General features: G+C 43.6%; 21 protein-coding genes. 7 read left to right on the forward strand and 14 right to left on the reverse strand.

Annotation, left to right across the window (positions count from 1 at the left end; all coding sequences use genetic code 11):
- Positions 1 to 160 precede the first annotated feature (160 nt).
- The 4 genes from OA79_RS15500 to gmk form a co-directional block, all read right to left on the reverse strand.
- The gene (locus OA79_RS15500; RefSeq protein ID WP_063334149.1) at positions 161 to 547 is read right to left on the reverse strand and encodes a RidA family protein; all 387 of its coding nucleotides are present in this window, start codon (positions 545 to 547) and stop codon (positions 161 to 163) included.
- A gap of 38 nt (positions 548 to 585) precedes the next feature.
- Positions 586 to 2703, reverse strand: a complete 2118-nt coding sequence (locus OA79_RS15505; RefSeq protein ID WP_063334150.1) for a RelA/SpoT family protein — start codon at positions 2701 to 2703, stop codon at positions 586 to 588.
- A 66-nt stretch (positions 2704 to 2769) separates the two neighbouring features.
- On the reverse strand, positions 2770 to 2994 hold the full coding sequence (rpoZ, locus tag OA79_RS15510) for a DNA-directed RNA polymerase subunit omega (protein ID WP_013797949.1): 225 nt from the start codon (positions 2992 to 2994) through the stop codon (positions 2770 to 2772).
- Positions 2995 to 3052: 58 nt separating this feature from the next.
- The gene (gene gmk / locus OA79_RS15515) at positions 3053 to 3676 is read right to left on the reverse strand and encodes a guanylate kinase (protein ID WP_063334151.1); all 624 of its coding nucleotides are present in this window, start codon (positions 3674 to 3676) and stop codon (positions 3053 to 3055) included.
- A gap of 250 nt (positions 3677 to 3926) precedes the next feature.
- Between gmk and OA79_RS15520 the strand changes: the two genes are divergently transcribed.
- Both OA79_RS15520 and OA79_RS15525 read left to right on the forward strand, forming a co-directional pair.
- Positions 3927 to 6122, forward strand: coding sequence for a GGDEF/EAL domain-containing response regulator (locus OA79_RS15520; protein ID WP_063334152.1), 2196 nt, complete (start codon positions 3927 to 3929; stop codon positions 6120 to 6122).
- Entirely contained in the window at positions 6119 to 7999 is a 1881-nt protein-coding gene (locus OA79_RS15525) for a sensor histidine kinase (protein ID WP_231908892.1), read from the forward strand. Before OA79_RS15520 ends, OA79_RS15525 begins: the two co-directional genes overlap by 4 nt.
- A gap of 64 nt (positions 8000 to 8063) precedes the next feature.
- Here the strand turns inward: OA79_RS15525 and OA79_RS15530 are convergent, their stop codons facing one another.
- Together OA79_RS15530 and OA79_RS15535 are read right to left on the reverse strand one after the other, a co-directional pair.
- Positions 8064 to 9269, reverse strand: coding sequence for an MFS transporter (locus OA79_RS15530; RefSeq protein ID WP_063334154.1), 1206 nt, complete (start codon positions 9267 to 9269; stop codon positions 8064 to 8066).
- 49 nt (positions 9270 to 9318) lie between these two features.
- Positions 9319 to 9636 carry a DMT family transporter gene (locus OA79_RS15535; RefSeq protein ID WP_063334155.1) on the reverse strand — a complete coding sequence of 106 codons (318 nt, stop codon included), beginning with the start codon at positions 9634 to 9636 and terminating at the stop codon, positions 9319 to 9321.
- A gap of 90 nt (positions 9637 to 9726) precedes the next feature.
- Between OA79_RS15535 and OA79_RS15540 the strand changes: the two genes are divergently transcribed.
- A complete protein-coding gene (locus tag OA79_RS15540; protein WP_063334156.1) occupies positions 9727 to 10608 on the forward strand; it encodes a LysR family transcriptional regulator in 882 nt (293 codons plus the stop codon).
- Between the two features lie 84 nt (positions 10609 to 10692).
- A complete protein-coding gene (locus OA79_RS15545) occupies positions 10693 to 11094 on the forward strand; it encodes a winged helix-turn-helix transcriptional regulator (protein WP_063334157.1) in 402 nt (133 codons plus the stop codon).
- 95 nt (positions 11095 to 11189) lie between these two features.
- On the opposite strand, the gene OA79_RS15550 is transcribed toward OA79_RS15545, so the two are convergent.
- From OA79_RS15550 to OA79_RS15565, 4 genes are all read right to left on the reverse strand, one after another.
- Positions 11190 to 11492, reverse strand: a complete 303-nt coding sequence (locus tag OA79_RS15550; RefSeq protein WP_063334158.1) for a hypothetical protein — start codon at positions 11490 to 11492, stop codon at positions 11190 to 11192.
- 107 nt (positions 11493 to 11599) lie between these two features.
- Positions 11600 to 12175, reverse strand: a complete 576-nt coding sequence (locus OA79_RS15555) for a histidine phosphatase family protein (protein WP_082825504.1) — start codon at positions 12173 to 12175, stop codon at positions 11600 to 11602.
- Positions 12176 to 12561: 386 nt separating this feature from the next.
- Positions 12562 to 13800 carry a type II toxin-antitoxin system HipA family toxin gene (locus OA79_RS15560; RefSeq protein ID WP_063334159.1) on the reverse strand — a complete coding sequence of 413 codons (1239 nt, stop codon included), beginning with the start codon at positions 13798 to 13800 and terminating at the stop codon, positions 12562 to 12564.
- Positions 13801 to 13812: 12 nt separating this feature from the next.
- Positions 13813 to 14127, reverse strand: coding sequence for a helix-turn-helix domain-containing protein (locus tag OA79_RS15565; RefSeq protein WP_063334160.1), 315 nt, complete (start codon positions 14125 to 14127; stop codon positions 13813 to 13815).
- Between the two features lie 515 nt (positions 14128 to 14642).
- On the opposite strand from OA79_RS15565, the gene OA79_RS15575 reads away from it, so the two are divergent.
- A complete protein-coding gene (locus OA79_RS15575; protein WP_063334162.1) occupies positions 14643 to 18002 on the forward strand; it encodes a P-loop NTPase fold protein in 3360 nt (1119 codons plus the stop codon).
- Positions 18003 to 18119: 117 nt separating this feature from the next.
- Here the strand turns inward: OA79_RS15575 and hepT are convergent, their stop codons facing one another.
- Together hepT and OA79_RS15585 are read right to left on the reverse strand one after the other, a co-directional pair.
- Positions 18120 to 18527 (reverse strand): type VII toxin-antitoxin system HepT family RNase toxin, encoded by a 408-nt coding sequence (hepT, locus tag OA79_RS15580; RefSeq protein ID WP_063334163.1) that lies wholly within the window; start codon positions 18525 to 18527, stop codon positions 18120 to 18122.
- Positions 18528 to 18575: 48 nt separating this feature from the next.
- Positions 18576 to 19442 carry a YicC/YloC family endoribonuclease gene (locus tag OA79_RS15585; RefSeq protein ID WP_063334164.1) on the reverse strand — a complete coding sequence of 289 codons (867 nt, stop codon included), beginning with the start codon at positions 19440 to 19442 and terminating at the stop codon, positions 18576 to 18578.
- Positions 19443 to 19589: 147 nt separating this feature from the next.
- Between OA79_RS15585 and rph the strand changes: the two genes are divergently transcribed.
- Together rph and OA79_RS15595 are read left to right on the forward strand one after the other, a co-directional pair.
- Entirely contained in the window at positions 19590 to 20309 is a 720-nt protein-coding gene (gene rph / locus OA79_RS15590; protein WP_063334165.1) for a ribonuclease PH, read from the forward strand.
- Positions 20310 to 20557: 248 nt separating this feature from the next.
- A complete protein-coding gene (locus tag OA79_RS15595) occupies positions 20558 to 21055 on the forward strand; it encodes a hypothetical protein (RefSeq protein ID WP_231908895.1) in 498 nt (165 codons plus the stop codon).
- An 84-nt stretch (positions 21056 to 21139) separates the two neighbouring features.
- On the opposite strand, the gene ushA is transcribed toward OA79_RS15595, so the two are convergent.
- Positions 21140 to 22747: a bifunctional UDP-sugar hydrolase/5'-nucleotidase UshA gene (gene ushA, locus OA79_RS15600; protein WP_063334167.1), complete on the reverse strand. Its 1608-nt coding sequence runs from the start codon at positions 22745 to 22747 to the stop codon at positions 21140 to 21142.
- Between the two features lie 247 nt (positions 22748 to 22994).
- Positions 22995 to 24104: an ABC transporter ATP-binding protein gene (locus OA79_RS15605; RefSeq protein ID WP_063334168.1), complete on the reverse strand. Its 1110-nt coding sequence runs from the start codon at positions 24102 to 24104 to the stop codon at positions 22995 to 22997.
- Positions 24105 to 24120 lie beyond the last annotated feature (16 nt).

Raw genomic sequence — 24120 nt, forward strand, 5'->3', positions numbered from 1 at the left:
TCTGGGGTGTGTAATTTGTTTTTAGAGCGAAAGAAAGCGAGGCCTAGTCGGCCTCGCATGGTAAAGCAATCAAAGACGAGATATCCGGTATCTCGTAATACTGTTCCGCTTAAGTGAACAGCGTTAGGCAAAAAGCCTCTTTTTTTAGGTCCAGAAGAGATTAGTCTTCCAGCACCATGATGCCTTCAATTTCTACTTGTACGCCTTTTGGCAAAGCGCGAACACCCATTGCCGCACGAGCAGGGTAAGGCTCTTTAACAAATTGCGTCATGACTTCGTTAACGGTCGCAAAGTTGTTTAAGTCGGTCATGAAAATGTTGAACTTCACTACTTTTTCCAACGAACCACCAGCGGCTTCACATACGGCACTTAGATTTTTGAAAACCTGAGTCGTTTGCTCAACGATGTCTTCGCTGATGACTTCCATGGTTTCAGGAACCAAAGGAATCTGGCCTGATAGGTAGACTGTGTTGCCAGCGCGAACCGCTTGTGAATATGGACCAATAGCAGCTGGCGCGTTTTCAGTGTGAATAACCTGTTTTGACATAGTAATATCCTTTATAACTAAAGAAAGGTTGGACGCTCTTAACGTCCAACAATGGTCTCTCGTGATACTTTTTCAACACAGCGAACGGCTTTGATTCGACGCATCACATCAGCTAGCCCAACACGACTTGAAATGGTGATGTTAAGACGTAAGCGGCTGACTCGGCCTCGTTCAATGATGTCTAAATTTGACACCTGGAAGTCGGTATCACTAATGGAGCTGGCAATCTTAGCAACGGCACCGCGTTCATTGATGTAAGTGACAATCAAGCTGATGTGCAGCTCTTCTTCGATCTCTTTACCCCAAGACATATGAATAAATCGCTCAGGGCTGGATAAATGATCTTGTACATTGGAGCAATTGAGATGGTGAATGACAATGCCTTTATCAACTTGCACATACCCTACAATTGGGTCACCTGGTATGGGCGCACAACATTTTGCATAGGAAATCAGCATGCCTTCTGAACCGTTGACTTTAAAGGACTTCGGTGTAATCAGAGACTCTTCGTCAATGTTCGGGAAGAGCTCACGCGCCACAAGGTAGCCGACATGTCGACCTTTACCTATGGATTCTAATAGATCATCCATAGAGTCGAGTTGATGATTTTGAAGTACCAGCCCAATTTGCTCTGGCGTTAATTCTTCAATATTGGTTTGGAAAGCGTTCAAGGAACGAGTCAATAAACGGTGTCCAATTGAGATGGCGTTTTCTCTCTGCTTGTCTTTCAAGTAATGGCGGATATTGGTGCGCGCTTTACCTGTGATCGCAAAACTCAACCAAGCGACGTTTGGCTGGGCGTTTTTCGCGGTGATGATTTCTACGGTTTGACCGCTTTCTAGCTGAGTGCTGAGTGGCGCCAAACGACGGTTAATACGACATGAAATACAAGAGTTACCAATTTCCGTGTGTACGCCATAAGCAAAATCCACAGGCGTGGCACCAGAAGGCAGCTCAATGATCTGACCGTTTGGCGTGAACACGTACACTTCGTCTGGGAAAAGGTCGCTTTTAACGTTATCAACGAACTCCACAGGGTTACGCGCTTTCTGTTGAATTTCCAACAGACTTTTTACCCATTTGGTTGCTCTATCATGATTGCTTGGTGCTGAAGAAGCGCCATTGACCTTGTAAGCCCAATGAGCCGCGATACCATTATTTGCCACCAAATCCATTTCTTCCGTACGAATTTGGATTTCCATGGGAATGCCATTGGTGCCCAATACTGTGGTATGCAAAGACTGATAGCCATTGGACTTAGGGACCGCAATGTAGTCTTTAAAACGACCTTCGATTGGCTTAAATAACGCGTGAATGACCCCTAAAATGCGATAGCAGCTGTCATGACGGTCAGTGACAATACGCACTCCCATGACGTCCATAATCTCATCGAGAGAGCGACGCTTTTTATCCATTTTCTGGTAAATGCTGTAAATGTGCTTCTCGCGCACGCTGATCTTGGCTTCAATGTAATCTGCCGCCAGTTCAGAGCGAATGGTGTCTTCCAGTTTTTGGGTATCTTTAATGCGCTGTTGACCGTACTTTTTGTGGATAGCACGTTGCAGCATTTGCGCCCGCATTGGGTAATATGCCTGAAACGCTAACGACTCAAGGTCGACTCGGACATTATACATACCCAGTCGATTTGCGATGGGCGCATAAATGTCTAGGGTTTCTTTCGCTATGCGGCGTTTCTTATGAGCCGGCATGGCATCAAGGGTGCGCATGTTATGCAGGCGATCAGCAAGTTTGACGAGAATGACGCGGATGTCATCTGCCATGGCCATGGCCATTTTTTGAAAGTTGTGAGCTTGTTTTTCGATCTGATTGTTGAACTCAAGGTGCGTTAATTTACTCACACCATCCACCAAACTGGCGACTTCTTCACCAAACTGCGCGGCCAGCGCTTCTCGGCTAATGCCAGTGTCTTCAATCACATCGTGTAATAACGCCGCGGACAAACCATCACAATCCATCCGCAGTTCGGATAGGATTTTGGCTACGGCAAGCGGATGAGTGACATAAGGCTCGCCACTTTTCCGCTTTTGACCATCGTGAGCTTGCTCTGCGTAGTAATACGCTCGCTTGACCTTAGCAATTTGTTCATAGGGTAAGTATTTGCTTAGCCCTTGTGCTAATTCTTCAATGGTATACATCGCTCACCTCACAAAGGCAAACACGAGGTGCGACGGTTGTGTTATGAGCGATACCATTCATAGAACTTAAAACTCGTGAACTGGACGTTGTTGCAAGTCTACATTTTTGGCGTTGATTAGGTCTTCAGCGATTTCACGCAACGCCACAACCGTAAACTTGTCGCCTTCTAGTGCAACTTGAGCGTCTTCACCGCCAGTGGCTAGTTGACGGGCACGTTTCGACGCCACCATAACTAGTTCAAAGCGGTTATCAACATTTTCTAAGCAATCTTCTACGGTAACTCGAGCCATTTTGACCTCTGTGTTTAATTTATCTGTTTATTCAAGGGTGATTTTACTTAACGGCTTCTCATAAAGACAAGAGATCATTGATGAGATTGCCATATTTTTCTTGTATTTTCGGGGTTTTAGCGCGCATGGCGGTAAAAATAGCCGACATTTCAGTTAAGGCGTTGTCAAAATCATCGTTGATGATGACAAAGTCATATTCATGATAGTGAGACATTTCATCGGCCGCTTTTGCCATACGGCGTTGAATGACTTCTTCTGAGTCCGTTGCACGACCTTTTAATCGCTCTTCCAAAGAAGCCAGTGAAGGCGGCAAAATAAAGATGCCGATGGCGTTTGGGTACAAGTGGCGAACTTGTCGAGCACCTTGCCAATCAATCTCTAGAATGACGTCAAGACCCTGTTCGAGCATGCTGAAAATCGATGCTTTCGAGGTGCCATAATAGTTATCGAAGACTTGAGCGTGCTCAAAAAAGGCGTCTTCCGCAATCATGTCTAAAAAGCTTTCAACATCAGTGAAATAGTATTCACGCCCATGTTCTTCGCCTTCTCGCGCTGCACGAGTAGTATGGGAAATTGAAATTCGAACCTTATCGTCTTGTTTTAATAAGGCTTTATATAAGGATGATTTGCCCGCTCCTGACGGAGCCGATAAGATAAATAAATTGCCTTTGTGTTCGCCCATGAGCTCTCTTTAAATCCGCCAACAATAATCAAATGTAAGCCGTTTAGTGTACCACAGTTTTGCAAAAGGATAGGTAGCCAATTTGTTCTCAAAGAGCCCCTAGGAAACCAGTCAGATGTGATCACCAGACTTATCTATATTGTGATTCTGATGACGAAACACAAAGGATTTATAAGGAAAAAAATAAAAATACGACTAAGCTTCAAAAAGTGTTGTTGAGAAGTTAATTAAGTTGTAAGGAAGCAAGTCAATGGATTCAACCTCCCATTTTGATTCGTCGATGTTAATGTCCGCTCCAAAAGAAGTTTGTAAGGTATTATCCGTAGAAGACGATGCAGATTATCAGATGGCGCTAATGAACAGCCTAAGCGCCCTTCAATACGATGGTAAAAAGGTCGAGTTTTTGAAGGCTTCGTCAGCCAGTGAGGCGGCCGTTGTTATTGCCGAAAATCCAGACATTGCGGTCATTTTCTTAGATGTCGTGATGGAAACAGACCGTGCTGGTTTGGGGTTAGTGGGTACCATTCGAGAAGTGATCGGTAATGATCTAGTGCGCATTGTGCTATTAACAGGGCAACCCGGCATGATGCCAACGGATAATCTGGTTGGCCAATACGACATAGATGATTATTGGTGTAAATCTGACCTGACTCAAGCGCATTTACAAACAATAGTACTCAGTAATATTCGTACTTGGGAACACTTGCTAGCCATGCAAGAAGCGCGTCATAGCATGCAGTTGTTGCTGTTTTCCAGCCAACGTTTGTCTTCAAAAAAAGACATGTTGGAATATACCCATTCGATATTAGAAGAAATTAGTCATCTGTTAAAAATTGAGCAGGGTGGCATTGTTTGTTTTTTCAATTCAGAGCAAGAAAAGCTTGAAGATGCGCTTATTGTGGCCGCCAGTGGCGAGTATTCGCCTTATATTCACCAATTTGCCTCGATGGCCATTAAAGATGAAATTCTAACCGAAGCGGCACGACAGACCAGCTTGAGTAAGAAGCATACGTTCCTAGAAGGCTTTTCGGTATTGTATTTTTCGAACAAAGAGTTGGATGGGCGAGATTACATTGTTGTTGTCAAACTCAATCGAAATTTAACCAGTAACGAAGTGAATCTACTGCAAGTGTTTTGCGAAAACATCAGTGCAGGCTTTCGTAATGTGGCACTAAACAACAAATTGTCTGAGCTCGCCTACATTGAACCGACTTCGGGCATACATAACAAAAATTGGCTGGTTCGTGAGATTCGCCATATGTTTTCTTGGGAGCGAGAGAAAGCCAAGTTGCTCATGTTGCATGTGGAAGATTTGGCCTACACAGAATCTGTGCTGGGGACAAAATATTGTGATCAACTGACCTTATCTTTGTACGAATATTTATGTGATTTCTTTGATAACGCGGTGGATGTGGCGTTGTTCGAACGAGACACCATTGTGATGTTGATTTATGACAATAAAGAGTATCACGAGGCCAATTTAGAACAGATTATTCATCCCAGTGTGACAGTGGAAGATGCCATTCATTCCCTAGATTTAACCATTAGCTTGGTGAACTTTTCGGATTTCCCGAATTACGAGGCCGAGCAATTGGTCAGTGTTGGCAAAAGTACGTTGGAACGTGCTAAGTATGAAGGGGTGTCTTTCTTAGCTTTTTCAGAAGAATTAGCGTCTGCCATGTTTAGCCGATATGAACTCTTGAAAGAGCTTCGAGACGTGATTTTACAGGATGAAATGGAGGTCTATTTCCAGCCTAAAGTGTCCTTGATTGATAATAAGCTAATTGGCTTTGAAGCCTTGGCTCGTTGGAAAAACCGAAGTGGTAATTTCGTTTCACCAGAACAGTTTATCACATTGGCGGAAAGCAGTGGTTTAGTCGACAAATTGGATCGACAGATTTTACGCAAAACCTGTAAAGCCATTAATGAATTGAAGGACATTGGTGTGAGTGTGCCTATTTCGGTGAACGTAGCGGGTAATGAAATTGCTCGTCCGAATTATTTTGAACAATTTACCGCTATCTTATGTGAGGAAAATATTGATAATAATTTGATCGAGTTGGAAATTACCGAGTCGCAATTTATTGAAGAAAAAACCACCATCAATCGTCACCTTGATACCTTAAAAGAAATTGGAGTTCGGGTGAACATCGATGATTTTGGCACAGGGTATTCGTCATTGACCTATTTATCGACCTTATCTGTTTCCACCATTAAGATTGATCAAAGTTTTGTCTGGCGAATGGAAAACTCGGCAAAAGATTGGAAAATATTAAAAATGATCATTGAGCTAGGTCGCTCTCTAGGGTTAGACGTGATTGCAGAAGGTATTGAGACAGAACAACAAAAAGAGCATTTGCTGAAGTTGGGGTGTGAACAAGGTCAAGGCTATTTATTTGCCAAGCCGATGCCTCTGACTGAGGTAATGGCTTGGGTGAAATCATGACACAAAAAACCTTGTCATTTTGGCAAAAACGCTTGCCAGAAACACAGCAATTGATTTTGGCTTTAGCCTTGTTATTGCTCGTGGTGGTTTCCATTAGTGTGGTCAGCTATCGATTTTTTTGGCAACAGAAAGAAAGCCAGTTAGCGTGGAGCGAAACAGAGCTGTTGACCAGAAGTAGTAGCGCTTTCAGTCGCCAAGTGGGGTACATCAAAAAGAACACATTGTTGCTGCGTAATAGTGTGAAGGATCGTTTGAAGTTATACGCTGAACTGTCAGATGATTACGATTGGAAGACCGCGATTGCAAATGAATTTCGATTATTTGCCGCGACATCAGAGTTAATTTCTCAGGTTCGTTGGATGTCCGCGGATGGGATGGAACTGGTACGGGTAAACGCACAAAGCGGTGTCGTTTCTCGAGTCCCTGAAGCGCAATTACAGAATAAACAAAATCGACCTTACATTAAGCAAGCTTCGATTAGACCGGATGATGTCTACGTTTCGCCGCTGGATCTCAATATTGACAACGGTGAAGTCGTTTGGCCTTTTCAGCCGACGGTGCGTGGTGTATTACGTATTTCTGGTCGTGATTCAGGCTTCTTAGTAGTGAATTACAATTTAGCCGATATGTTTGATCAGCTTAAACAGCTGAATAATGACCTTGTTCACCTAGAAGTGCTCGACCAGCAAGGTGGTTGGATCATGTCAGATGACCAATCATTAGAGTGGGGGCATGTATTACGTCCGACCGAAGAAGGGGTTCGGATGTCGAGTCGGTTTTCTGATGTGTGGCAAAGTATTTTGTCCGAAGAAATGGATTTGAAACGTCATTGGGGGCAAGGGCGTTTATGGAGCTTTATGCGCTTTTATTTAGACGAGGAAGACAGTTTACAGCCAAGAGAAGTCCCCTTTATTTACCTTGTGGCCCATTCAGAACCAACCGAGTTTGCTCGCTGGCATCTTAAATTAACGCTCAGCATTGTACTGTTAGCTGGCATTGTCTATTTGTTATTAGCTTGGTGGTGCTGGCGTCATTTGCAAACGCAATTTACCAGTAGGCGTTTGCTAAAACAGCTCAAACGTGAAAAGCGCCAAACTGATCAGGCTAATCAAAAGCTGCATGACATGAATAAAAGGTTAGTTGAGCTGCAGGATGAACTGGTTGAAACCAGTAAATTGTCCTCGCTGGGAATGATGGTATCCGGCTTAGCTCATGACATTTACACACCGTTAGGTGGCGTTAAATTGGCACTTTCGTCAGGCCGTCAACTCATTGATAAACCTGATGTTCTCCCTGAAAATATCGAGCGAGTTGGTGTTTCATTAAGCATTGCAGAGAAAAATTTGAATCGGGCGTTAGAAGTCGTCTCTGGCTTTAAACGGATCGCATCGGATCGTGCCATTCAAGATGTTCAATCTTTTGTCTTCAATGATGTTCTGGATGATTTGCTCTTTACCTATCAGCCACGTCTGAAAAAACGACCGAAAGTCATGGTCATGTCTGAGTGCCCCGAACGCATCGAAATGCAGGGATATCCGGGTGTCATGTCTCAAATCATTCAGAACCTGCTCGACAATGCCTTGGAATATGCATTTCATGAAAATGAAGCCGGTCAGATTCGCATCACGGCTCATCAAGTTGGCACCGATTTAGAGCTAGTGGTGCAAGACGATGGTTTTGGTATCGCCTCGGAGATCATAGGAACGGTGTTTGATCCGTTTAAAACCACGGGGCGTGACAGACAACACAATGGGTTAGGCTTGTACTTGGTTCACCAATGGGTTTACAAACTGATGAAAGGACGATTAAACCTAGAATCGGAATTGGGAGTAGGGACTCGTTTCCATATAAACATTCCGTTGCACATCGAAAAATAACCCTTTATCTCAATGACACTAAACAGCCATCTAGCCTAGCTAAATGGCTTGTGATGCTTCCCACCTATGACGGGTTAGACTGAGGTTTCGGGCTCGCAAACCACCCTAAAATCATCCAGATTACACCAATCAACAAGAGTACATACAGAGGTGGTTGCCATGATTGCTGCCAGTCGTAAAAGGCGCCAATCATTACCGGCCCTAATGCCGCCAAGGTGTAACCGAATAATTGTGACATACCGGATAAGCTGGCTGCTTGTTTTGGCGTATCGGTTCGCATGCCAATAAAAGACAGCCCTAAAATAAAGCCCATACTGATACCAAAGCCGAAGCTTAATGACCAAAAGCCAGACAGGGTCGGCACATAGAGCCAGCCTAAAATACTGAGAACGGTGAGGCTGGTCGCAAATAAACACAAACGTCGATGGCTGCCCAAGTATTGGATAAAGGGCGCTAGAATAAGCGAGGGTAACGCGCCCGCCAATTGCAAATAACCCTGGTATAACCCCGCCGTAGTATCTGTGTAGCCATGACTGACTAAAATGGCTGGGATCCACGCGACAATGATGTAATTAAACAAGGAGTTAACCGCTAAAAAGCCAGCCACTTGCCACGATGATAGACGACGCCACAGTGTGCCATTGTTTTCACCACGAGTATTCTTAGGTTGGTGATGCTGTGTAATACGGCAACAAAACCACACCAGTATCGCCGGTAAAATAATCACGGTCTGACAAGCCAGCGCGAAAGACCATCCACTGATGGGAAACTGAGTCCGATTGGCGAAGTCGCTTAAGGGCACAGCAAAGCTCGACATCACAAAACCACCAACGCCCATCATTAACACATAAATGGCGGTGAGCTGTACGACAAACTGAGGAAACTCGCGCTTTAATAAACTGGGTAGCAATACATTGCCAATGGCAATGCCTGCACCGATTAAAAGCGCGCCCAAGTAAAGGCTGCCAATCGAGCCGGTGGCGCGAATCAACATCCCTATGGCGATCAGCGCCACACCGCTGGCGAGAATTTTTTCGATGCGGAAAAAGCGCGTTAGCCAGGAAGCCACAGGGGCAAATATCGCAAAGGCCAGCAAGGGAATGCTGATCAGTAAGCCGGATTGAGAGCTATTTAATTGCAACTCCTGACTGATACGATCCAGTAGCGGTGGTAAGCCTGTGACAGGGCCACGCAAACACAGGGCAATGAGGAAAATAAAAAGTAGCAAGAACCAAGCATCATGCTTCATTAATTTTTTTATTGCTTTCATGGATGTCCTTAATATTGCAGATTACGTGCGCAAGGCCGCCATTATACGCTCAAGCCGCGAACTTAAGTAAGGCCACACCAAGGATGATAAAAAACACGCCCATGTAACGCATTAAGGACGTTGGGTCACCGTAAAACCAGATGCCTACTAAGAAGGTGCCGGCAGCCCCGATGCCAGTCCAGACGGCGTAAGCGGTTCCCATGGGAATGTCTTTTTGTGCCATCCACAGCAAACTGCCACTGATCAATAAAAAGACCACCGCAATGCTGATGCCTAATAAACGTGATTCACTGGATTGCGCCATTTTTAGGCCAATTGGCCAACCGATTTCGGTGAAACCCGCTAACAACAAATACAACCAACTCATGACAACGTCCTCCCAATGCAGAGACTATTTGCCGTGCATACTATCAACAACTAAGATGATTAAAAGTTAGTAACTATCGAAATTATTCATATGTTGAATTTAGAACAAATTAATATGCTGGTCTTATCAGCGGAGTTAGGTTCCTTTTCCGCGTGTGCGAGGAAGTTGGGCAAGGTACAGTCTGCGGTCAGTCATGCTATCAGTAATTTGGAATTGGACTTGGGCGTTACCTTGTTTGATCGTTCTTCGCGAAGCCCACAATTAACGCCAGAGGGCGAGCGCCTAGTACGCAGTGCGAAAGCGTTGCTGACGCAATCGCTGGAATTTGAAAAAATTGCCGAATCCATCCTTCGTAAAGAAGAAAGTGCGCTCAGTTTGGTGTTGGATGATGCTTTATTGGAAGCGCCGGTGGCTAAGGTGCTAGCCGATTTTGCTCAGCAGTTTCCTCACTTACAATTGGATGTCTTGTCCATGGCATCCGTAGATGTGACTTCTGCGGTGGCAGAAGGGTGGTGTGATTTAGGTGTGATGTTTTCTGAAGTGGACATCAACAAGCAAGTGGACTTTTGCTATGTCGGTGGTGTGGATTTTATCGCGGTCTGTCACCCGTCCTTTGCCTTGGCGACGAAAAAAGTAGTGACGGAGTCTGATCTTGCGCCCTATCGTCAAATTTCTGTCCGCGGTCGTACCAAGCAAGAATCGCAAATCCTCATTAGTATGACGCCGTCGGTATGGTGGTGTTCCAGTTATTATTCCGTGCTGGAATTGGTGGAACGTCAAATTGGCTGGGCTTACGTGCCAGTGACTTTAGCGCAACCGAAAATAGCACAAGGACGTTTGGTGAAAATGGATGCGGCGTTTGATCATAAGCCTTGGTCTGTGCCTGTGGACTTGGTGTTTAAAAAAGGTGGCGCGCGCGGGCCAGCTTTGCAGTGGCTATTTGATGCGCTTAAAAATGCTTTTTCGATCTAGGGGCGGATTGTATTTGGACTGTGTGCTAAATACCATTACAATACAACAAACAAACTTTTAGTAAGTACGTGTAAGTAGGTAAGAATGAGTGGCTTTAAAGTACAAACAGAGGGTGGCAAAGTCATTGAGTTTACCCGTGGCAATGTTTTATCTGACCAGTGCCCATCGCGAGAAATCTTAAAACACGTTACCAGCCGCTGGGCCGTGCTGATCTTCATGGTATTAAAAGATGGTGAGCGTCACCGTTTTAGCGATTTACGTCGGACCATTGAAGGGGTGAGTGAGAAGATGCTAGCACAGACACTGCAAACCCTTGAGCAGGATAACTTTGTGCAACGTACATCTTATCCTGTGGTGCCGCCGAAAGTGGAGTACAACCTAACGCCAACAGGGCTTAAAGTAGCCGATCATGTTATTGATCTGGTGAGTTGGTTGGAAGACAATATTTTCGACATATTACCTGCTGACAATATTAATCCATCATAGACGTTGCATTGACGTCTATGATGCGGCTTTCCGAACCTTCGTTTACTGTGTTGGATCACGCCTATGAGGCCGTGCCGAAAATCAGCGAGAGTGGATTATTGCTTGGTGACAGCATCGCACCAAAACTCGGCGTAGGCGTCACAAAATAGTTCGACTTTTATGGTGCTGAAATCGCGCTCAGCATGGCTTTCTTCACTGACCACAACCTGCTGAAAATCCATCAGTTCCATGATATTTTGCGGATCATCAATGCATTCGAATGCCAAGGTGATGCTTTGCTCAGCGTGGGCAAACGTCACCTGCAATCCACTTTGTACTTGGTCTAAATCCCGTGTAACCACCAGCTGAGTCACTTTCCAACTCGCATCAAATTCATAGAGGGTGTTGTATTCCGACACAGTTTTTCCTTTTCATCGACAACCAAAGCCATTATATGTGATCCATAGTAATGGATACATCCGTCAGAGGAAATGAGTCACTTCATTGAAACGACAAAAATGGCTCATTAAGTGCCCGGTAAGAAGCGTCCTATGACTTCTAATGGTTGATTTTCATCGGAAACCGCGACCAGAATCATCTCACCAGAGCGAGGAAATATGCCAGTTAATGCCGTGATGTTGACTTGGTGCGTGACAAACAGAGCTTTTTCTTGTGGCGGCAGTGTGATTAACTTCTGACGTAACGCTTGCGTTTGCGACTCCGCGGTACTGCGATCCGCGAAAAACGAATTCAGCATAGACTCGGGTTGCACATTACCCATTGCCATTAATTGTGCGGTTTCTAGGCATCGACACCACTGACTGCTGAACACATAATCAAAGCGGACCCCCTTGTCTCGCAGTACTTGACCAATGCGTCTGGCTTGCTCTCGTCCCGCCTCATTCAAAAGGCGCTGAGTGGAACAGTCCTCGACACGAAAATGACTAGGATCACCTGTACCCGGCGCGAGGGCATGACGCATCAACACATGCACACCTGGCTTTAACAGCATCTTCCCAATGCTTTGCTCTGCTTGTAAGACAGAACAAAAACACGCCAACATCACCAGCACCAAATAGCGAAACTGAATTGAGCTTTGCATCCTGAACTTCCTCGAGTAACAGACGTTATTGGTTTAGTGTATACGAAGGAAAATGACTTGTTGGGTTAGAAAGAGATGACTGAAAGTAAATGAAAATACAGACCCGTTTTCGTGATGGTATGGCTGTCTTGAAAGGCTTTGTCGAGCAGGATTTCCCCATCAACTAGCTTGTCCATTTTCATAAAAATAAGCTCAATATGGATACTATGGTATCCAAGAATGATAAACCGAGAGTCGAATGGTAGGTATTAAGGCCTACAGATTATTACCTATAAAGTAACTTTGTGTTGACCCATCACCGTTTAATTTTCACGTTTAACCAAACGCTAAGGCGAGCACTCAATTTGCATTTCACACTTTTATGCGCAGAAAAGTGTTGTGGCGTTCTAGTCGAGTATAAAGCAGTCTCTCAATCGTTCTCTTTCTTCTTTGCGGATGCCCGCTTGTTGAGCAAGGCTTTCCCATTGTGAAACGGCCTTTAACAATCTTTGGTGGATGGCCTTGGCTTTACTTTCAGTAACGTGAAAATACTCTGCAATGTCAAATGCTAAGTCAATCGAAAGTGCGTTGCTTACGTCATCAATATTAAGGTGTAGACCAGTGGCGTATAACATAGGATTGATATCGTAGGCAGGAGATAGCCGCCAACCAGTCGACTCCAGAATGAATCCATGATTTCTAAGATGATCATCACAATTAGATACCATGATATTAAACAGCATTCTGGTCCAAAGTTGTTCAAGATCTGCCTGAGTATTCGAGCCGTGTTGGATCAGAAATTCAGCCAGCTCTAAGTAACTCGCCCCATCATCCTGACCATCAAAGTACTCTAGTTGCGTCATTGCTGAGCTGAAGTGTCGCCGCTTTCCTGTTTCGGTACGGTCGAACCTTTTTGTTAAAAAAATATGATGTCTGCCAATCGCTTCAACTTTTGATTCAGCCATTTCGATGCCAGACTTAATGGCCATTTGATACACAATGAACTCCCACAAGCCAATATCGTAATCATCGTGACGGCTAGGGAACTTAGCTAACCACAAACTATCATCGTGATTTCTTATTGACGCCTTTGGCCTAGCTCCACCTAGTGATGAGCCAGGTGAGATCAGCATATTGAGCCATTTCAGATAATCTGGGTTGTCAAAATCCGGAGCTTCTTCGATTTTATTGGCGGCATGTTGTAGCTCGGGTAAGCTGGTTATTGCGGGCGCTGCCAGCTCATTGTTGTCATCTAAAAAAGGGCCATCTAATGATGTACGAAATCGCAGGGCTCCCATGCGAAATGAATCGTGAACACCTAGTAAGTAATCCGTCTCGTATAGGCTTTTTGCTCGCCGTTTTTCTTGTCTAGCAATTACCGCTTCTCTGCGTTGCATTAACAATCGACCCCAACGGTCAGGGCATGAGTCGAGAAATATTTTGAAATTCTTATCGTCCAGCGCATGTTGTTCGCCAACGAATAGTTTTAAAGAAGGGTCAATCTGGCGAACATAATCTGAAGTTAGCCACGTCTCGTCATAACTAAAGCTGAAATGTTCTTTACCTCTAATTTCTGACGATCGTAATGTACCAACTAGTATAGGGTCGGTTGACTCAGTCCAATCAGCATAAACGTAGATTTCCATAATGCGACACTCTTATTTTTTGTTCAGCAACTGGATGTCTTGCAGCTTTCTTCCCAGCTCGTCATCAAAGGCGACTTTGGCTAGGTCTTCTAAGAGGCCTAAACTGGCTAATACGTTGGCATAGTGACCAAGCGAAACGGAAGGGTCGCCCTTTAGGATTTTTCGTAACGTTGGTTTAGACAGACCAGTTCTTTCGTGCAGCATTTCTTGGGTAATGCCGCGACGCTTCATCGCCAGAGTTAAGTTCTCGCCTAAGATGCTTAACACCTTTTTGTGCTTTGGAAAAACGACGGCAGTGCGCTTTGCTGTTGATTTGATGGTATTCATAGTGAAACTATATTTTCTTAAATCATGAGATAGTGAAAGTATAGCTTTACTTTTGACTTTGAGTAAAGTGACTATTTGATATGGTTAATTAGGTCAAAATGAAACTATATTTTCATTTTTTATTTGGTAAAGGATTTATAGTTTCACTTTTACTCTTTGCCTCACACTCTATGTGTTGTAACACAGCACTTACCCTTTGGGCATCTGGGGCGGTATGGGCAAAGCGTCGATGATTATGGTGTTTTAATAATTGCAGCGCTTTTTCAATGAGGATACCGCTAGCATTAAGGTGTTGATATTCTCCACAAAATCTCTTTTTGTATCGATATCGTATACAAAACATGGGTAACTCCTCTAAAGTTGCTATACAAAGAGGTGAAAAGTCAGAAACGAGAAAAAGAAACAATATTTAAGTCAAGTCAAGTCAAGTCAAGTCATGCGTTGCTTTAATAAATAATAATTCTGCTATAGTTTCTAAAGGTTAAAGCACTATCGAGATGAGGAAATTCACCACAATGGATCATGTAAGAAAGTATCAAAATGAAAAACCTGTTGAATCTGATTTATTTAATGGTCAAGGGCACAAACAAGTAGCTGATGCTATTTCTAAAGTACTTCTTCATGATGACACCCAGCACATAATTGGGGTTGAGGGCAGCCTTGGAGCAGGCAAAAGTACTGTGATTAACATCTTAAAACAGCAAGTACAGGATAAAGGGTTTCATATAGTCACATTTGATGCTGATCAACACCATACCTCTTTGAGACCTGCGTTGATAAAAGTCATCGAAATAGAACTAGTAAGGATGTTGGGTAATCGTAAAACGAAGGAAAAAGAAAAACTTTCCAAGGCTGTAGATACTGCATTAGGGAAAAGATTAACGTATACCAAAGATACAAATAGTCACCTTCCATTTTCATCGATTATCTTTTTTTTCTTATTTGGCATTTCTGCTTGGCAGGTTAAGCCCTCTATAAGCTTTCTTCTTGATTTAAATCAAAATGTTTCCACAAAAAATCAAGACCCTAATCAAAGTATATCTCTTGATACAGCAAGTTCAGGTTTTGACATATCGAGTGGCTGTTTATCTCTAGCCCTTGTTGCTTTTCCTTTCGTTTTATTTTGGTTAATAAAGCGTTTTAAAAAGACTACTCAACTAGGCGATCTCATTAAGCGTAATAGTGTAGACACCATAACTGAAACCATAGATATAAATAGAGAAGTTGGCTCGATTGAGCTTAAAGAAGCATTTGATTCTTTTGCTGAGCTTATTCCAGAAAATAATGTGCTTTTGTTGGTTATTGATAATATTGATCGAGTTGCGCCAGATGACGCTCGCGAACTATGGAGTGATATAGAAACGCTTATTTCACTAGGTAGTGAAAAACTTAGAATTTTACTACCTTATTCAGAAGAGCATTTAGCCAAGGCCCTTGAAAAAAGCTCAGTAGATGAAGGTCAATCGGGCAAAGAATTTATTTCTAAACGTATCCCAGTGCCTTTTTCTGCACCACCTATTGTGACAACAGGCTGGTATGAGCAATTCAATGAATATTGGGAGCAGACACTGCCAGATATAAAAGGAAAAGAAGGAGTAAAAACACTTATAGAAGTGTGGAATAGAAAGGTCACACCGAGGTACCTTAAGAGTATCGTTAATCGCATTGGAGCCAAGATTGATAGTTGTCCAGAGCGCAATGAGATTTTGAATGGTGTATGTTGTGCAGCGTATATTATCGCAGTAAAAGATCACAATCTAACAATTAACGACATACTGAGTAAGTCAGGTGTAGTAACTCTTAATAATGAAGGCTACGAAGACTCAAGACTAAAAATAACGCAAAAAATATTACGTAAGCATTGCGAGGAAAAAGAAGAGTGGCCAAAACAAATTGCCGCATTACACTTCCAAACCTCGTTTGAGGTAGCGCAGAGTGAGCTAATTGCGGAGCCAATTAAAAGTGCATTTCTGTCATTAGATTCAGAAAGATTAATAGAGCTTCATCCATTGCATGGTTTTGATTTGTTTTTCAAAAAACAGGTAGAGAGTACTCATGCGAGTGATTTAATAAAAATTGCGGCCTCATTGGTGAGGAGCGAAATTGGAAAAATTGTTCTAGATACTCATCTACACGACATTAATCATGAGATTAAAGAAGTGATGATTGATGATTATGAAATGGATTCTGATCTTATAGAGAGTCATGAGATTTTAGCTGAACATGAAATAAAGATTGATTTAACACTGGTTAAAGAACTTCAACGTAACGTGACCAAGGATATTAATAAACAGTGGAGTTCTTTGAAATGGATGAAAGCTGACAACGAACCTCACAGCGTTGATTCTGATAAGTGGCGAGATTTGAGACAGTCGTTAGAAGAGTGTTACCGATATTCATTCAGAACAAATATTACACCACAGTTTATAGAGAAACCAGATGTTAATTTTATAGTGAATGTCTTGTTCCCATTTGAGGCCCGCCTCAGTCATTGGGATATACCAAAATTGATCAACAAGACAGACACTGTAAAACTAATTGAATCTGCTTGTAAGAGGCAAACCCTTTTCAATGAAGAGGAAACAATCTTTCCTGAAATACTTAAGAAACTACGTGTTGGCGAATTTGAAAAAATTCCAGAATCTAAATTATTGAATAAAGTTGATATAGCAAGTAAATCACCAGAGCACTTGCTTGAGGTCTTACCATTTAGCGCTGATTGGCGATCAGCAAATAAGAAAAATATAGCCCAACAATTAGCAAATAAATTACGAAACTTGGATTGTAGCGATGAAACACGGGATGCATATACTGCATTGGTTGCCGCAGCAATTGTTAATGCATTTGACCCCACAGAAAATATTACTTTATTGAATGAGAGAAACGTAAATCAATCATATGGTAGTGCATTGACATGGTTAACCACTAAACTTGAAGAAAGACCAGATTGTAGTAACTACTTAACAGATTATTTTAGTGCATGTGACTTTTCTGACATCCTTAAATGGTGTAAACACAACGGTACTACCGAGTACTTTTTGCCGAATTTAGAGACGCTTGTTCAGGCTAGTCGAGTCTACGCAATGAATATTTCTCCATTGATCAAAACTGATTACTCGTTCCTTAAAGAAAGTTTTACGAAAATGACGGCAGGAGATATTTTACAGTGGGCGGATAGCTGGTCTACCTATATTGATAAGAGTGAACTTCCTTTATGGAATTCCGAGTTCATTGATGATGTGTTGAAGTATCAACCTACTGGTCTTTTAAAAAAGTTTTTAGAATTCTTGGATGACAGTGAGCTTACAGCCGATGATTGGCTAAAACGTATTAATGAGAAACATCCTCATATAGAAAAAATCATCAAATATTTGAAAGACTCTAATAAAAAACTAGAGCATCAGAATGAATTGGTGAATGCTTTAAAAATGCTTCCTGATCAGAAAGATTCATATGACATTGAGTTGGTATCAAACTTGTTAGCACTTATTAATAAAGGAAAGAAAAATAGTATTGGCAGAAAACTTAAGGCTGATTTCATCAAAATAAGCACATCTAATGATCATAGATATAAAAGTATTTCTTACTTTGGTGGGGTATTTGATATGCCTGATATTAAGGATGATGCGACAGCAGCGAATGATATCACTGCATTTATTGACGACGTGATTAAACAAGAAAAGTCTGAAATAGTAGATTGGCTACTATCACAGAAAATAAAAGGCTCTGGGTGGAATATTGAAAAATGGTCACCAGATAATTTGCAAGGTTTATACGATGTTCTTAAAGACAGTGAATACGCTGAGAGCGAACTTGCAGCATCAGTTAAAGCATTGTGTGGTAATGATAAAGACGATAATGATTCTGATGAATAGTCGACCTTGTTTTATGGAATAAAATGGGTCAGAGTAAATTTAAACCATGGATGAGTACAAAAATTAAAGGGCCAAGGCCCTTCAACTAGACCAGAGTAAGTTGATGTCAGAAAAAAGCTATGAAATGCTTTTAACTTCGCCGATAAAGTGTTGAAAGTCGCAAATCCTGTTTTCAATTAACTGCGCTAAAACGTTTGTATCTAAGTGCTGTGGATCACGTACTGCGATCGTTTTGATGTAGTCTAGCTGTTGTAAATTACATTTAGTCGTTTTAGAAATAAGTCCTGCTTCACTCATTAATTCAAAGCTTTCATCTGCACTATATGGAGGACTCATTTGGTAATGCTTGTTAGTAGCATTGGCGATATCAATACAGGCTTGGCAGGCTCTTTGTAGGTTGAATATGACGGACTCTTGGCTGGTTAAATCGTTTTCGAAATGAGAAGAGGTGTGATACACCCCTTCGATGCGTTTTACGACACGCTCAATAGAAGCGCATTTATGAACAATCGTGTCAGTTAACATAAATGCCTCTCTTGAACTTAGAAGATGGGTTGATAAGTTATAAATACCTTACTCAATATTCTGGATCTGTTCTCTCATCTGTTCAATCAATACCTTCAGTTCCACGGCGCTTTGGGTGGTTTCTACGACGATGGACTTAGACGATAGCGTATTGGCTTCGCGGTTGAGTTCTTGCATGAGGAAGTCGAGGCGGCGGCCGATGGGGCCTTTTTGTTTAAGCTGACGACGGACTTCTTTGGTGTGGGTGACAAGGCGATCCAGTTCTTCCGCTACATCGGCTTTTTGTGCCAATAGGACGATTTCCGCTTCCACGCGCATTGGGTCGAGTTCGACTTTGGCGGCTTCCAGTTTGTCCGTTAGGTTTTGTTTTTGCGCAGCTATGATGCCGGGCAGTTTGTCTTGCACTTCGGCAACGATGGCGTCAATGCTATCAAGGCGTTGTTCTATGATGGCGACCAATTGTTCGCCTTCGCGTAAACGCATTTGGATGAGTTCGTCCACGGCGTTGGCGAACAGTTCTGCTACGGCTTTTTTGATGGTGTCCGCGTCGTCGCTGGTATCACTAAGAATACCCGGCCATTGAAGGATTTGCAGTGGCGATGGGGTTTTGATGCCATCAAACCAGGTGCCGAGTTGTTGTACGGCGTTGGCCAAGGCTTGGGCGTTTTCTGGGTTGATGGTTAAGCTGGTGGCCGCTTTGTCGACGGCTTGGAAACGCAGTTGGCATTCTAGTTTGCCGCGGTTGAGTTTTTTTCTTAGCAGGTCGCGGAAGGAAAATTCCAATTCACGAAAGGCTTCCGGTAAGCGGAAGTTAGGTTCTAAATAGCGTTGGTTGACTGAGCGAACTTCCCAACTGATGGTGCCCCAATCGTAGCTGGCTTCTTGGCGTGAGAAGGCGGTCATGCTTGCTGTCATTTTGAATACCTAAGTTAAGAAAAATGTGGCGTTATTGTAGCTTATGCCATAGCAAGACGACAGTTTCCCCATTGTAAGGGGGGCAATTTTATGAGGGTTCGTTATAATTGCGGCTTTAGTGAAGATTAACCAATAGAGAGAGCTAGTATGCGTCCAAGTGGAAGAGCCGTTGATCAGTTACGTCCCCTTAAAATCACTCGAAATTTTACCAAACACGCCGAAGGTTCTGTATTAATTGAATGTGGTGACACCAAAGTCATTTGTACGGCGACGGTTGTGCCGGGTGTGCCGCGTTTTTTGAAAGGTAAAGGTCAAGGATGGATTACGGCGGAATACGGCATGTTGCCGCGCTCTACTGGCAGTCGTATGGACCGTGAAGCGGCGCGTGGTAAGCAAGGTGGCCGTACGGTTGAGATTCAACGTTTGATTGGTCGTTCATTGCGTGCTGCAGTGGATTTGAAGAAACTAGGCGAAAACACCATCACCATCGATTGTGATGTCATTCAGGCTGACGGCGGCACGCGTACGGCGTCCATCACGGGTGGGTTTGTGGCCCTAGCCGATGCGATGCGTCATCTTGTGGAGAACAAAAAGGTCAAAGAAAACCCGATTGTTTCTCAGATCGCTGCGATTTCGGTGGGTGTCTACAAAGGTACGCCGGTATTGGATTTGGATTACCCAGAAGATTCTAATGCGGAAACGGATATGAACGTCATTATGAATGACAAGGGCGGTTTCATTGAAATCCAAGGCACAGCAGAAGGTGAAGCCTTTGGCGATGAGCATATGATGGGTATGCTGGCGGTAGCTCGTAAGGGCATTGCGGAAATCATTGAGCTTCAGCGTGCGGCTCTCTTTGAAAAGTAACAGTTGAAAAATAAGAGCTAATAAATAAGAAACGCAAACACGGCTTCGACAAGTAAGCCTTTGTTAAAGTTGAAAAACCTGATCATCAAACTGGATGGTCAGGTTTTTTTTGGCTCTAAAATTTGTCGAAAGAAGAGGGTTTTGGCGTTAATTGTCAGTTATTGTGGGTGTTTTTGCACCTTACATCATGAAACTTCTCTGCGATGATCAGATGACAATAACAATAAAGGAGAAGGCAAGTGAAAAAGATGTTAACCATGGGTGTGTCGGCTATGCTGTTGAGCGGTGCTTTGCAGGCGGCCAATATAGAAGGCGAGTGGCAGTTGCAAGATGCGGCCAATACGCAAGCTAAGCTGGATGAAGCGGTTGAAAATGTAGTACAAGAAATGAATTTTTTCATCCGAGCGTTGGCAAGACCTGTATTGAAAAAGCAGACGCAAATTTGTCAGCAGTGGCTGTTAGCCAAACAAGCAGGCGAGTTTTCTTGGCAGTGTGATCAAGAAGAGGCCGACGTCATTCCTCTGACCGCCAAAGGCGAAGTCTTTAAGACGGATGAAGAAGACATCGAGATTTCGGGTAGCTTTACGGAAAGTGCACAAGCCATTGTGGTGATTGTCGAGTCAGAGCGCGGTAAACGTACCAATACTTGGCAACAGGTGTCAGACAATGAGCTGCGTTACACGGTTAAGTTAGAATCTGAAAAACTGCCAACACCATTAACTTGGACATTAACTTACCAGCGTTAAGTTCGTCATCTTTGATTAAATACAGAACAAAAAAATGCCCCGCAAGCTGAGCTTGCGGGGCATTTTGTTTTACGTCCGCTTGAATTAGCGCTGAACCGCACCGCTTGGTGCGAAATCAGCGACATCAAGTGGCGCGTTGTTTTGCACGTATTCAACCAATACGTCCGCATCTACGTAACCTGAGTTCACGTAGTTGGCGTGGTCGATCACTTTAGGGTAACCGTCGCCGCCAGTGGCAACATAGCTGTTGATGGCAATACGGTAGCTCTTAGCAGTGTCTAGTGGCTGGCCGTTCACCATGATGTTTGTTGCTTTGCCGTCTTTCAATGTCAAAGCCACGCCATCAAATTGAGCAAAAGCCCCTGTACCAGCTTGCTTGCTGGCCACAGTGGATAAGTAGTCAGTCAATTCTGCGGCAGTCAGGTCAACGTAAGAAACCGCGTTACCGAAAGGCTGTACTTTTAGTACGCTCTTGTAAGTAATGACGCCCGCTTCCATGTCATCACGGATACCACCTGAGTTCATGATGCCAATGTCAGCGTTGACTTTTTCTTTCATGGCGCGTGAAATCAAGTTGCCTAGGTTGGTTTCTTGATTACGTACTACGCCACGTTCACCGATGAAATCACCATTAGAGAAACCAATCTCAACGTTAAGCTCTTCCTGACCTTTTTCTTGGAAAGGCGTTAACATGGCTAACATGTCTGGGTCTTGAGCAATTTCTTCTTCGATGAAGACGCGTTCTGTTTTACCTTCCGCGTTTTTCACTTTTTTCTTCAAGTTAACCGGGATTAGACGGTATTCAGACCATACGATGTCACCGTTTTTGAAGACAAAGTCTAGACGACCGACGTATTTACCCCATTCATGGGCTTGTAGGATCAGTGTGCCGTTTTGCTCATCTGGTTCGAACAATGGGTTTTGAGAGTGACCGCCCACAACCACGTCAATACCTGGTACGGTACGAGCTAGCGTCACATCACCTGGAGCGTTACCGCCGTAGTTACCATTGTTGTAGTGACCCATGTGCGTCACAGCAATCACGATGTCGGCTTTTTTGCGCAGTTCAGGAACCAATTTCGCCGCTACTTTAATAGGAGACTCAATCTTGATGCCTTCTAGGTACTCAGGATTACCCAGTTTTACGGTGTCGTCAGTGGTTAGACCCATTACCGCGACTTTTAGGTCATTCACTTGGAAAATTTTGTACGCGTCGAATAACGGCTCACCGGTTTTAGCATCTGTGATGTTCGCTGATAGGAAAGGGAAACCGGCCCATTCTTGTTGCTGTTTCAGGACAGAAAGAGGGTTATCAAACTCGTGGTTACCCAATGCCATGGCATCGTATTTCAACATGTTCATGCCGCGAAAATCTGGCTCCGCGTCTTGTAGGTCTGACTCAGGAACCCCTGTGTTAATGTCACCACCAGATAACAATAGAGAATTGCCATCGTCCAGTGCCACTTCTTCACGAATGTTGTCGATTAGGGTTTTACGAGCAGCCATACCGTATTCGCCACGGCTGCTTTGCCAGAAACGACCGTGATGGTCATTGGTGTGCAAAATGGTGACGCGATATTCTTTATCTTCCTGCCAATCTGGTTGTTTTGGGCCCATCATTGAACAGCCGGCAATGGCTAGGACAACACTAGAGACCGCAAGATGCGTAACAAAACGCTTCGTTGATTTCATGATGTGATTCCTTGAATGTGATACTGGAATTGGTCGAACAAATACATCAATCGAGTGCATTTATGTAATAGCACTTCTGATCAATTATTACAGAAATGTATCTCATATTTGTGACAAGTTCGAGGGATTAAGGAAAAAAACTGACCATTTGTGCAAAATTTAATCATGGATGTAAAAAAGCCCAGACAAAATTTTGCAATTTTGCATGGGCTTCATCGTCACATATTGGGTCGTTAATGACGCAATATTATTTGTCTAGACGGTGACCTGTGGCTTGATCAAAAACCACGGCTTTAGAGGTGTCAAACATCATCTCGATCACAGAGCCTGGTGCTGCTGGATAAGCAGGATTAGAACGACAGTTGATCTCGGCATCGTTGACGCGTGTGATGATCATGGTGTCGGCCCCCATCGGCTCGGTGACTTCTACCTTGATGTCGGTGGTCGTTACGAAATCTTGGCCCACTTTGTGAGGCTGAGGTTCGGTAATCATTTCAGGACGCAGACCCAGTAATACGGTTTGGCCAATGTGATTTACCAGCGCTTCTGGTTTCGGGAACGGCAAGGCCACAGTCGAGTTGGTGGCTAATTCCAACATAGGGTTACCGTCTTGAGAAACCACTTTGGCTGGAATGAAGTTCATTGCTGGAGAACCCATGAAGCCTGCCACAAATAGGTTCGCTGGGTTGTCATAGATTTCCTGCGGTGTGCCCAGTTGTTGTACTTCGCCATCTTTCATCACCGCAATACGGTCAGCCAAAGTCATGGCTTCGATCTGATCATGGGTTACGTAAACGATGGTGGTACCCAGTTTCTGGTGCAGCTTTTTAATTTCCGTACGCATTTCCACACGTAACTTAGCGTCCAAGTTGGATAATGGCTCATCAAACAAGTAAAGCTGAGGACGACGAGCTAATGCACGCCCCATCGCCACACGTTGACGTTGACCACCAGATAGTTGCGCTGGTTTACGGTTCAACAGATGATTGATCTGCAGTAGTTCCGCCACTCGTTGTACTTCCACATCGCGTTCTTCTTTTGGCACTTTGCGCATTTCTAAACCAAAGGAAATGTTTTGTGCAACGGTCATATTTGGGTACAAGGCGTAAGATTGAAACACCATGGCGATGTCACGATCTTTCGGGCTGGTATAGGTGACGTCGTTATCGGCGATTAAAATACGACCTTCTGATACGTCTTCTAGGCCAGCAATGGAATTCATCAGAGTGGATTTACCACAGCCTGATGGTCCAACGAGGATCAGAAATTCGCCGGCTTCGATGGCGATATTAATGCCTTTCAATACTTCCGTCGTGCCGTAGCGCTTTTTAACATTATCAATGACTAAGTTTGCCATGTTATTACTCCAAAAT

Origin of the sequence: Marinomonas sp. TW1 (assembly GCF_001625355.1) — a bacterium.
In the GTDB taxonomy this organism is placed as follows: domain Bacteria; phylum Pseudomonadota; class Gammaproteobacteria; order Pseudomonadales; family Marinomonadaceae; genus Marinomonas.

What these genes read in the sequence shown, in the direction of transcription:
- OA79_RS15585 (WP_063334164.1), bottom strand. Translation starts at nt 19,442, where the DNA reads ATGACAGCAAGCATGACCGCCTTCTCACGCCAAGAAGCCAGCTACGAT.
- OA79_RS15525 (WP_231908892.1), top strand. Translation starts at nt 6,119, where the DNA reads ATGACACAAAAAACCTTGTCATTTTGGCAAAAACGCTTGCCAGAAACA.
- OA79_RS15500 (WP_063334149.1), bottom strand. Translation starts at nt 547, where the DNA reads ATGTCAAAACAGGTTATTCACACTGAAAACGCGCCAGCTGCTATTGGT.
- OA79_RS15520 (WP_063334152.1), top strand. Translation starts at nt 3,927, where the DNA reads ATGGATTCAACCTCCCATTTTGATTCGTCGATGTTAATGTCCGCTCCA.
- OA79_RS15565 (WP_063334160.1), bottom strand. Translation starts at nt 14,127, where the DNA reads ATGAATACCATCAAATCAACAGCAAAGCGCACTGCCGTCGTTTTTCCA.
- OA79_RS15605 (WP_063334168.1), bottom strand. Translation starts at nt 24,104, where the DNA reads ATGGCAAACTTAGTCATTGATAATGTTAAAAAGCGCTACGGCACGACG.
- OA79_RS15530 (WP_063334154.1), bottom strand. Translation starts at nt 9,269, where the DNA reads ATGAAAGCAATAAAAAAATTAATGAAGCATGATGCTTGGTTCTTGCTA.
- hepT (WP_063334163.1), bottom strand. Translation starts at nt 18,527, where the DNA reads ATGTTAACTGACACGATTGTTCATAAATGCGCTTCTATTGAGCGTGTC.
- OA79_RS15575 (WP_063334162.1), top strand. Translation starts at nt 14,643, where the DNA reads ATGGATCATGTAAGAAAGTATCAAAATGAAAAACCTGTTGAATCTGAT.
- OA79_RS15555 (WP_082825504.1), bottom strand. Translation starts at nt 12,175, where the DNA reads ATGCAAAGCTCAATTCAGTTTCGCTATTTGGTGCTGGTGATGTTGGCG.
- OA79_RS15595 (WP_231908895.1), top strand. Translation starts at nt 20,558, where the DNA reads ATGTTAACCATGGGTGTGTCGGCTATGCTGTTGAGCGGTGCTTTGCAG.
- gmk (WP_063334151.1), bottom strand. Translation starts at nt 3,676, where the DNA reads ATGGGCGAACACAAAGGCAATTTATTTATCTTATCGGCTCCGTCAGGA.
- OA79_RS15535 (WP_063334155.1), bottom strand. Translation starts at nt 9,636, where the DNA reads ATGAGTTGGTTGTATTTGTTGTTAGCGGGTTTCACCGAAATCGGTTGG.
- rpoZ (WP_013797949.1), bottom strand. Translation starts at nt 2,994, where the DNA reads ATGGCTCGAGTTACCGTAGAAGATTGCTTAGAAAATGTTGATAACCGC.
- OA79_RS15505 (WP_063334150.1), bottom strand. Translation starts at nt 2,703, where the DNA reads ATGTATACCATTGAAGAATTAGCACAAGGGCTAAGCAAATACTTACCC.
- rph (WP_063334165.1), top strand. Translation starts at nt 19,590, where the DNA reads ATGCGTCCAAGTGGAAGAGCCGTTGATCAGTTACGTCCCCTTAAAATC.
- OA79_RS15560 (WP_063334159.1), bottom strand. Translation starts at nt 13,800, where the DNA reads ATGGAAATCTACGTTTATGCTGATTGGACTGAGTCAACCGACCCTATA.
- OA79_RS15545 (WP_063334157.1), top strand. Translation starts at nt 10,693, where the DNA reads ATGAGTGGCTTTAAAGTACAAACAGAGGGTGGCAAAGTCATTGAGTTT.
- ushA (WP_063334167.1), bottom strand. Translation starts at nt 22,747, where the DNA reads ATGAAATCAACGAAGCGTTTTGTTACGCATCTTGCGGTCTCTAGTGTT.
- OA79_RS15540 (WP_063334156.1), top strand. Translation starts at nt 9,727, where the DNA reads ATGTTGAATTTAGAACAAATTAATATGCTGGTCTTATCAGCGGAGTTA.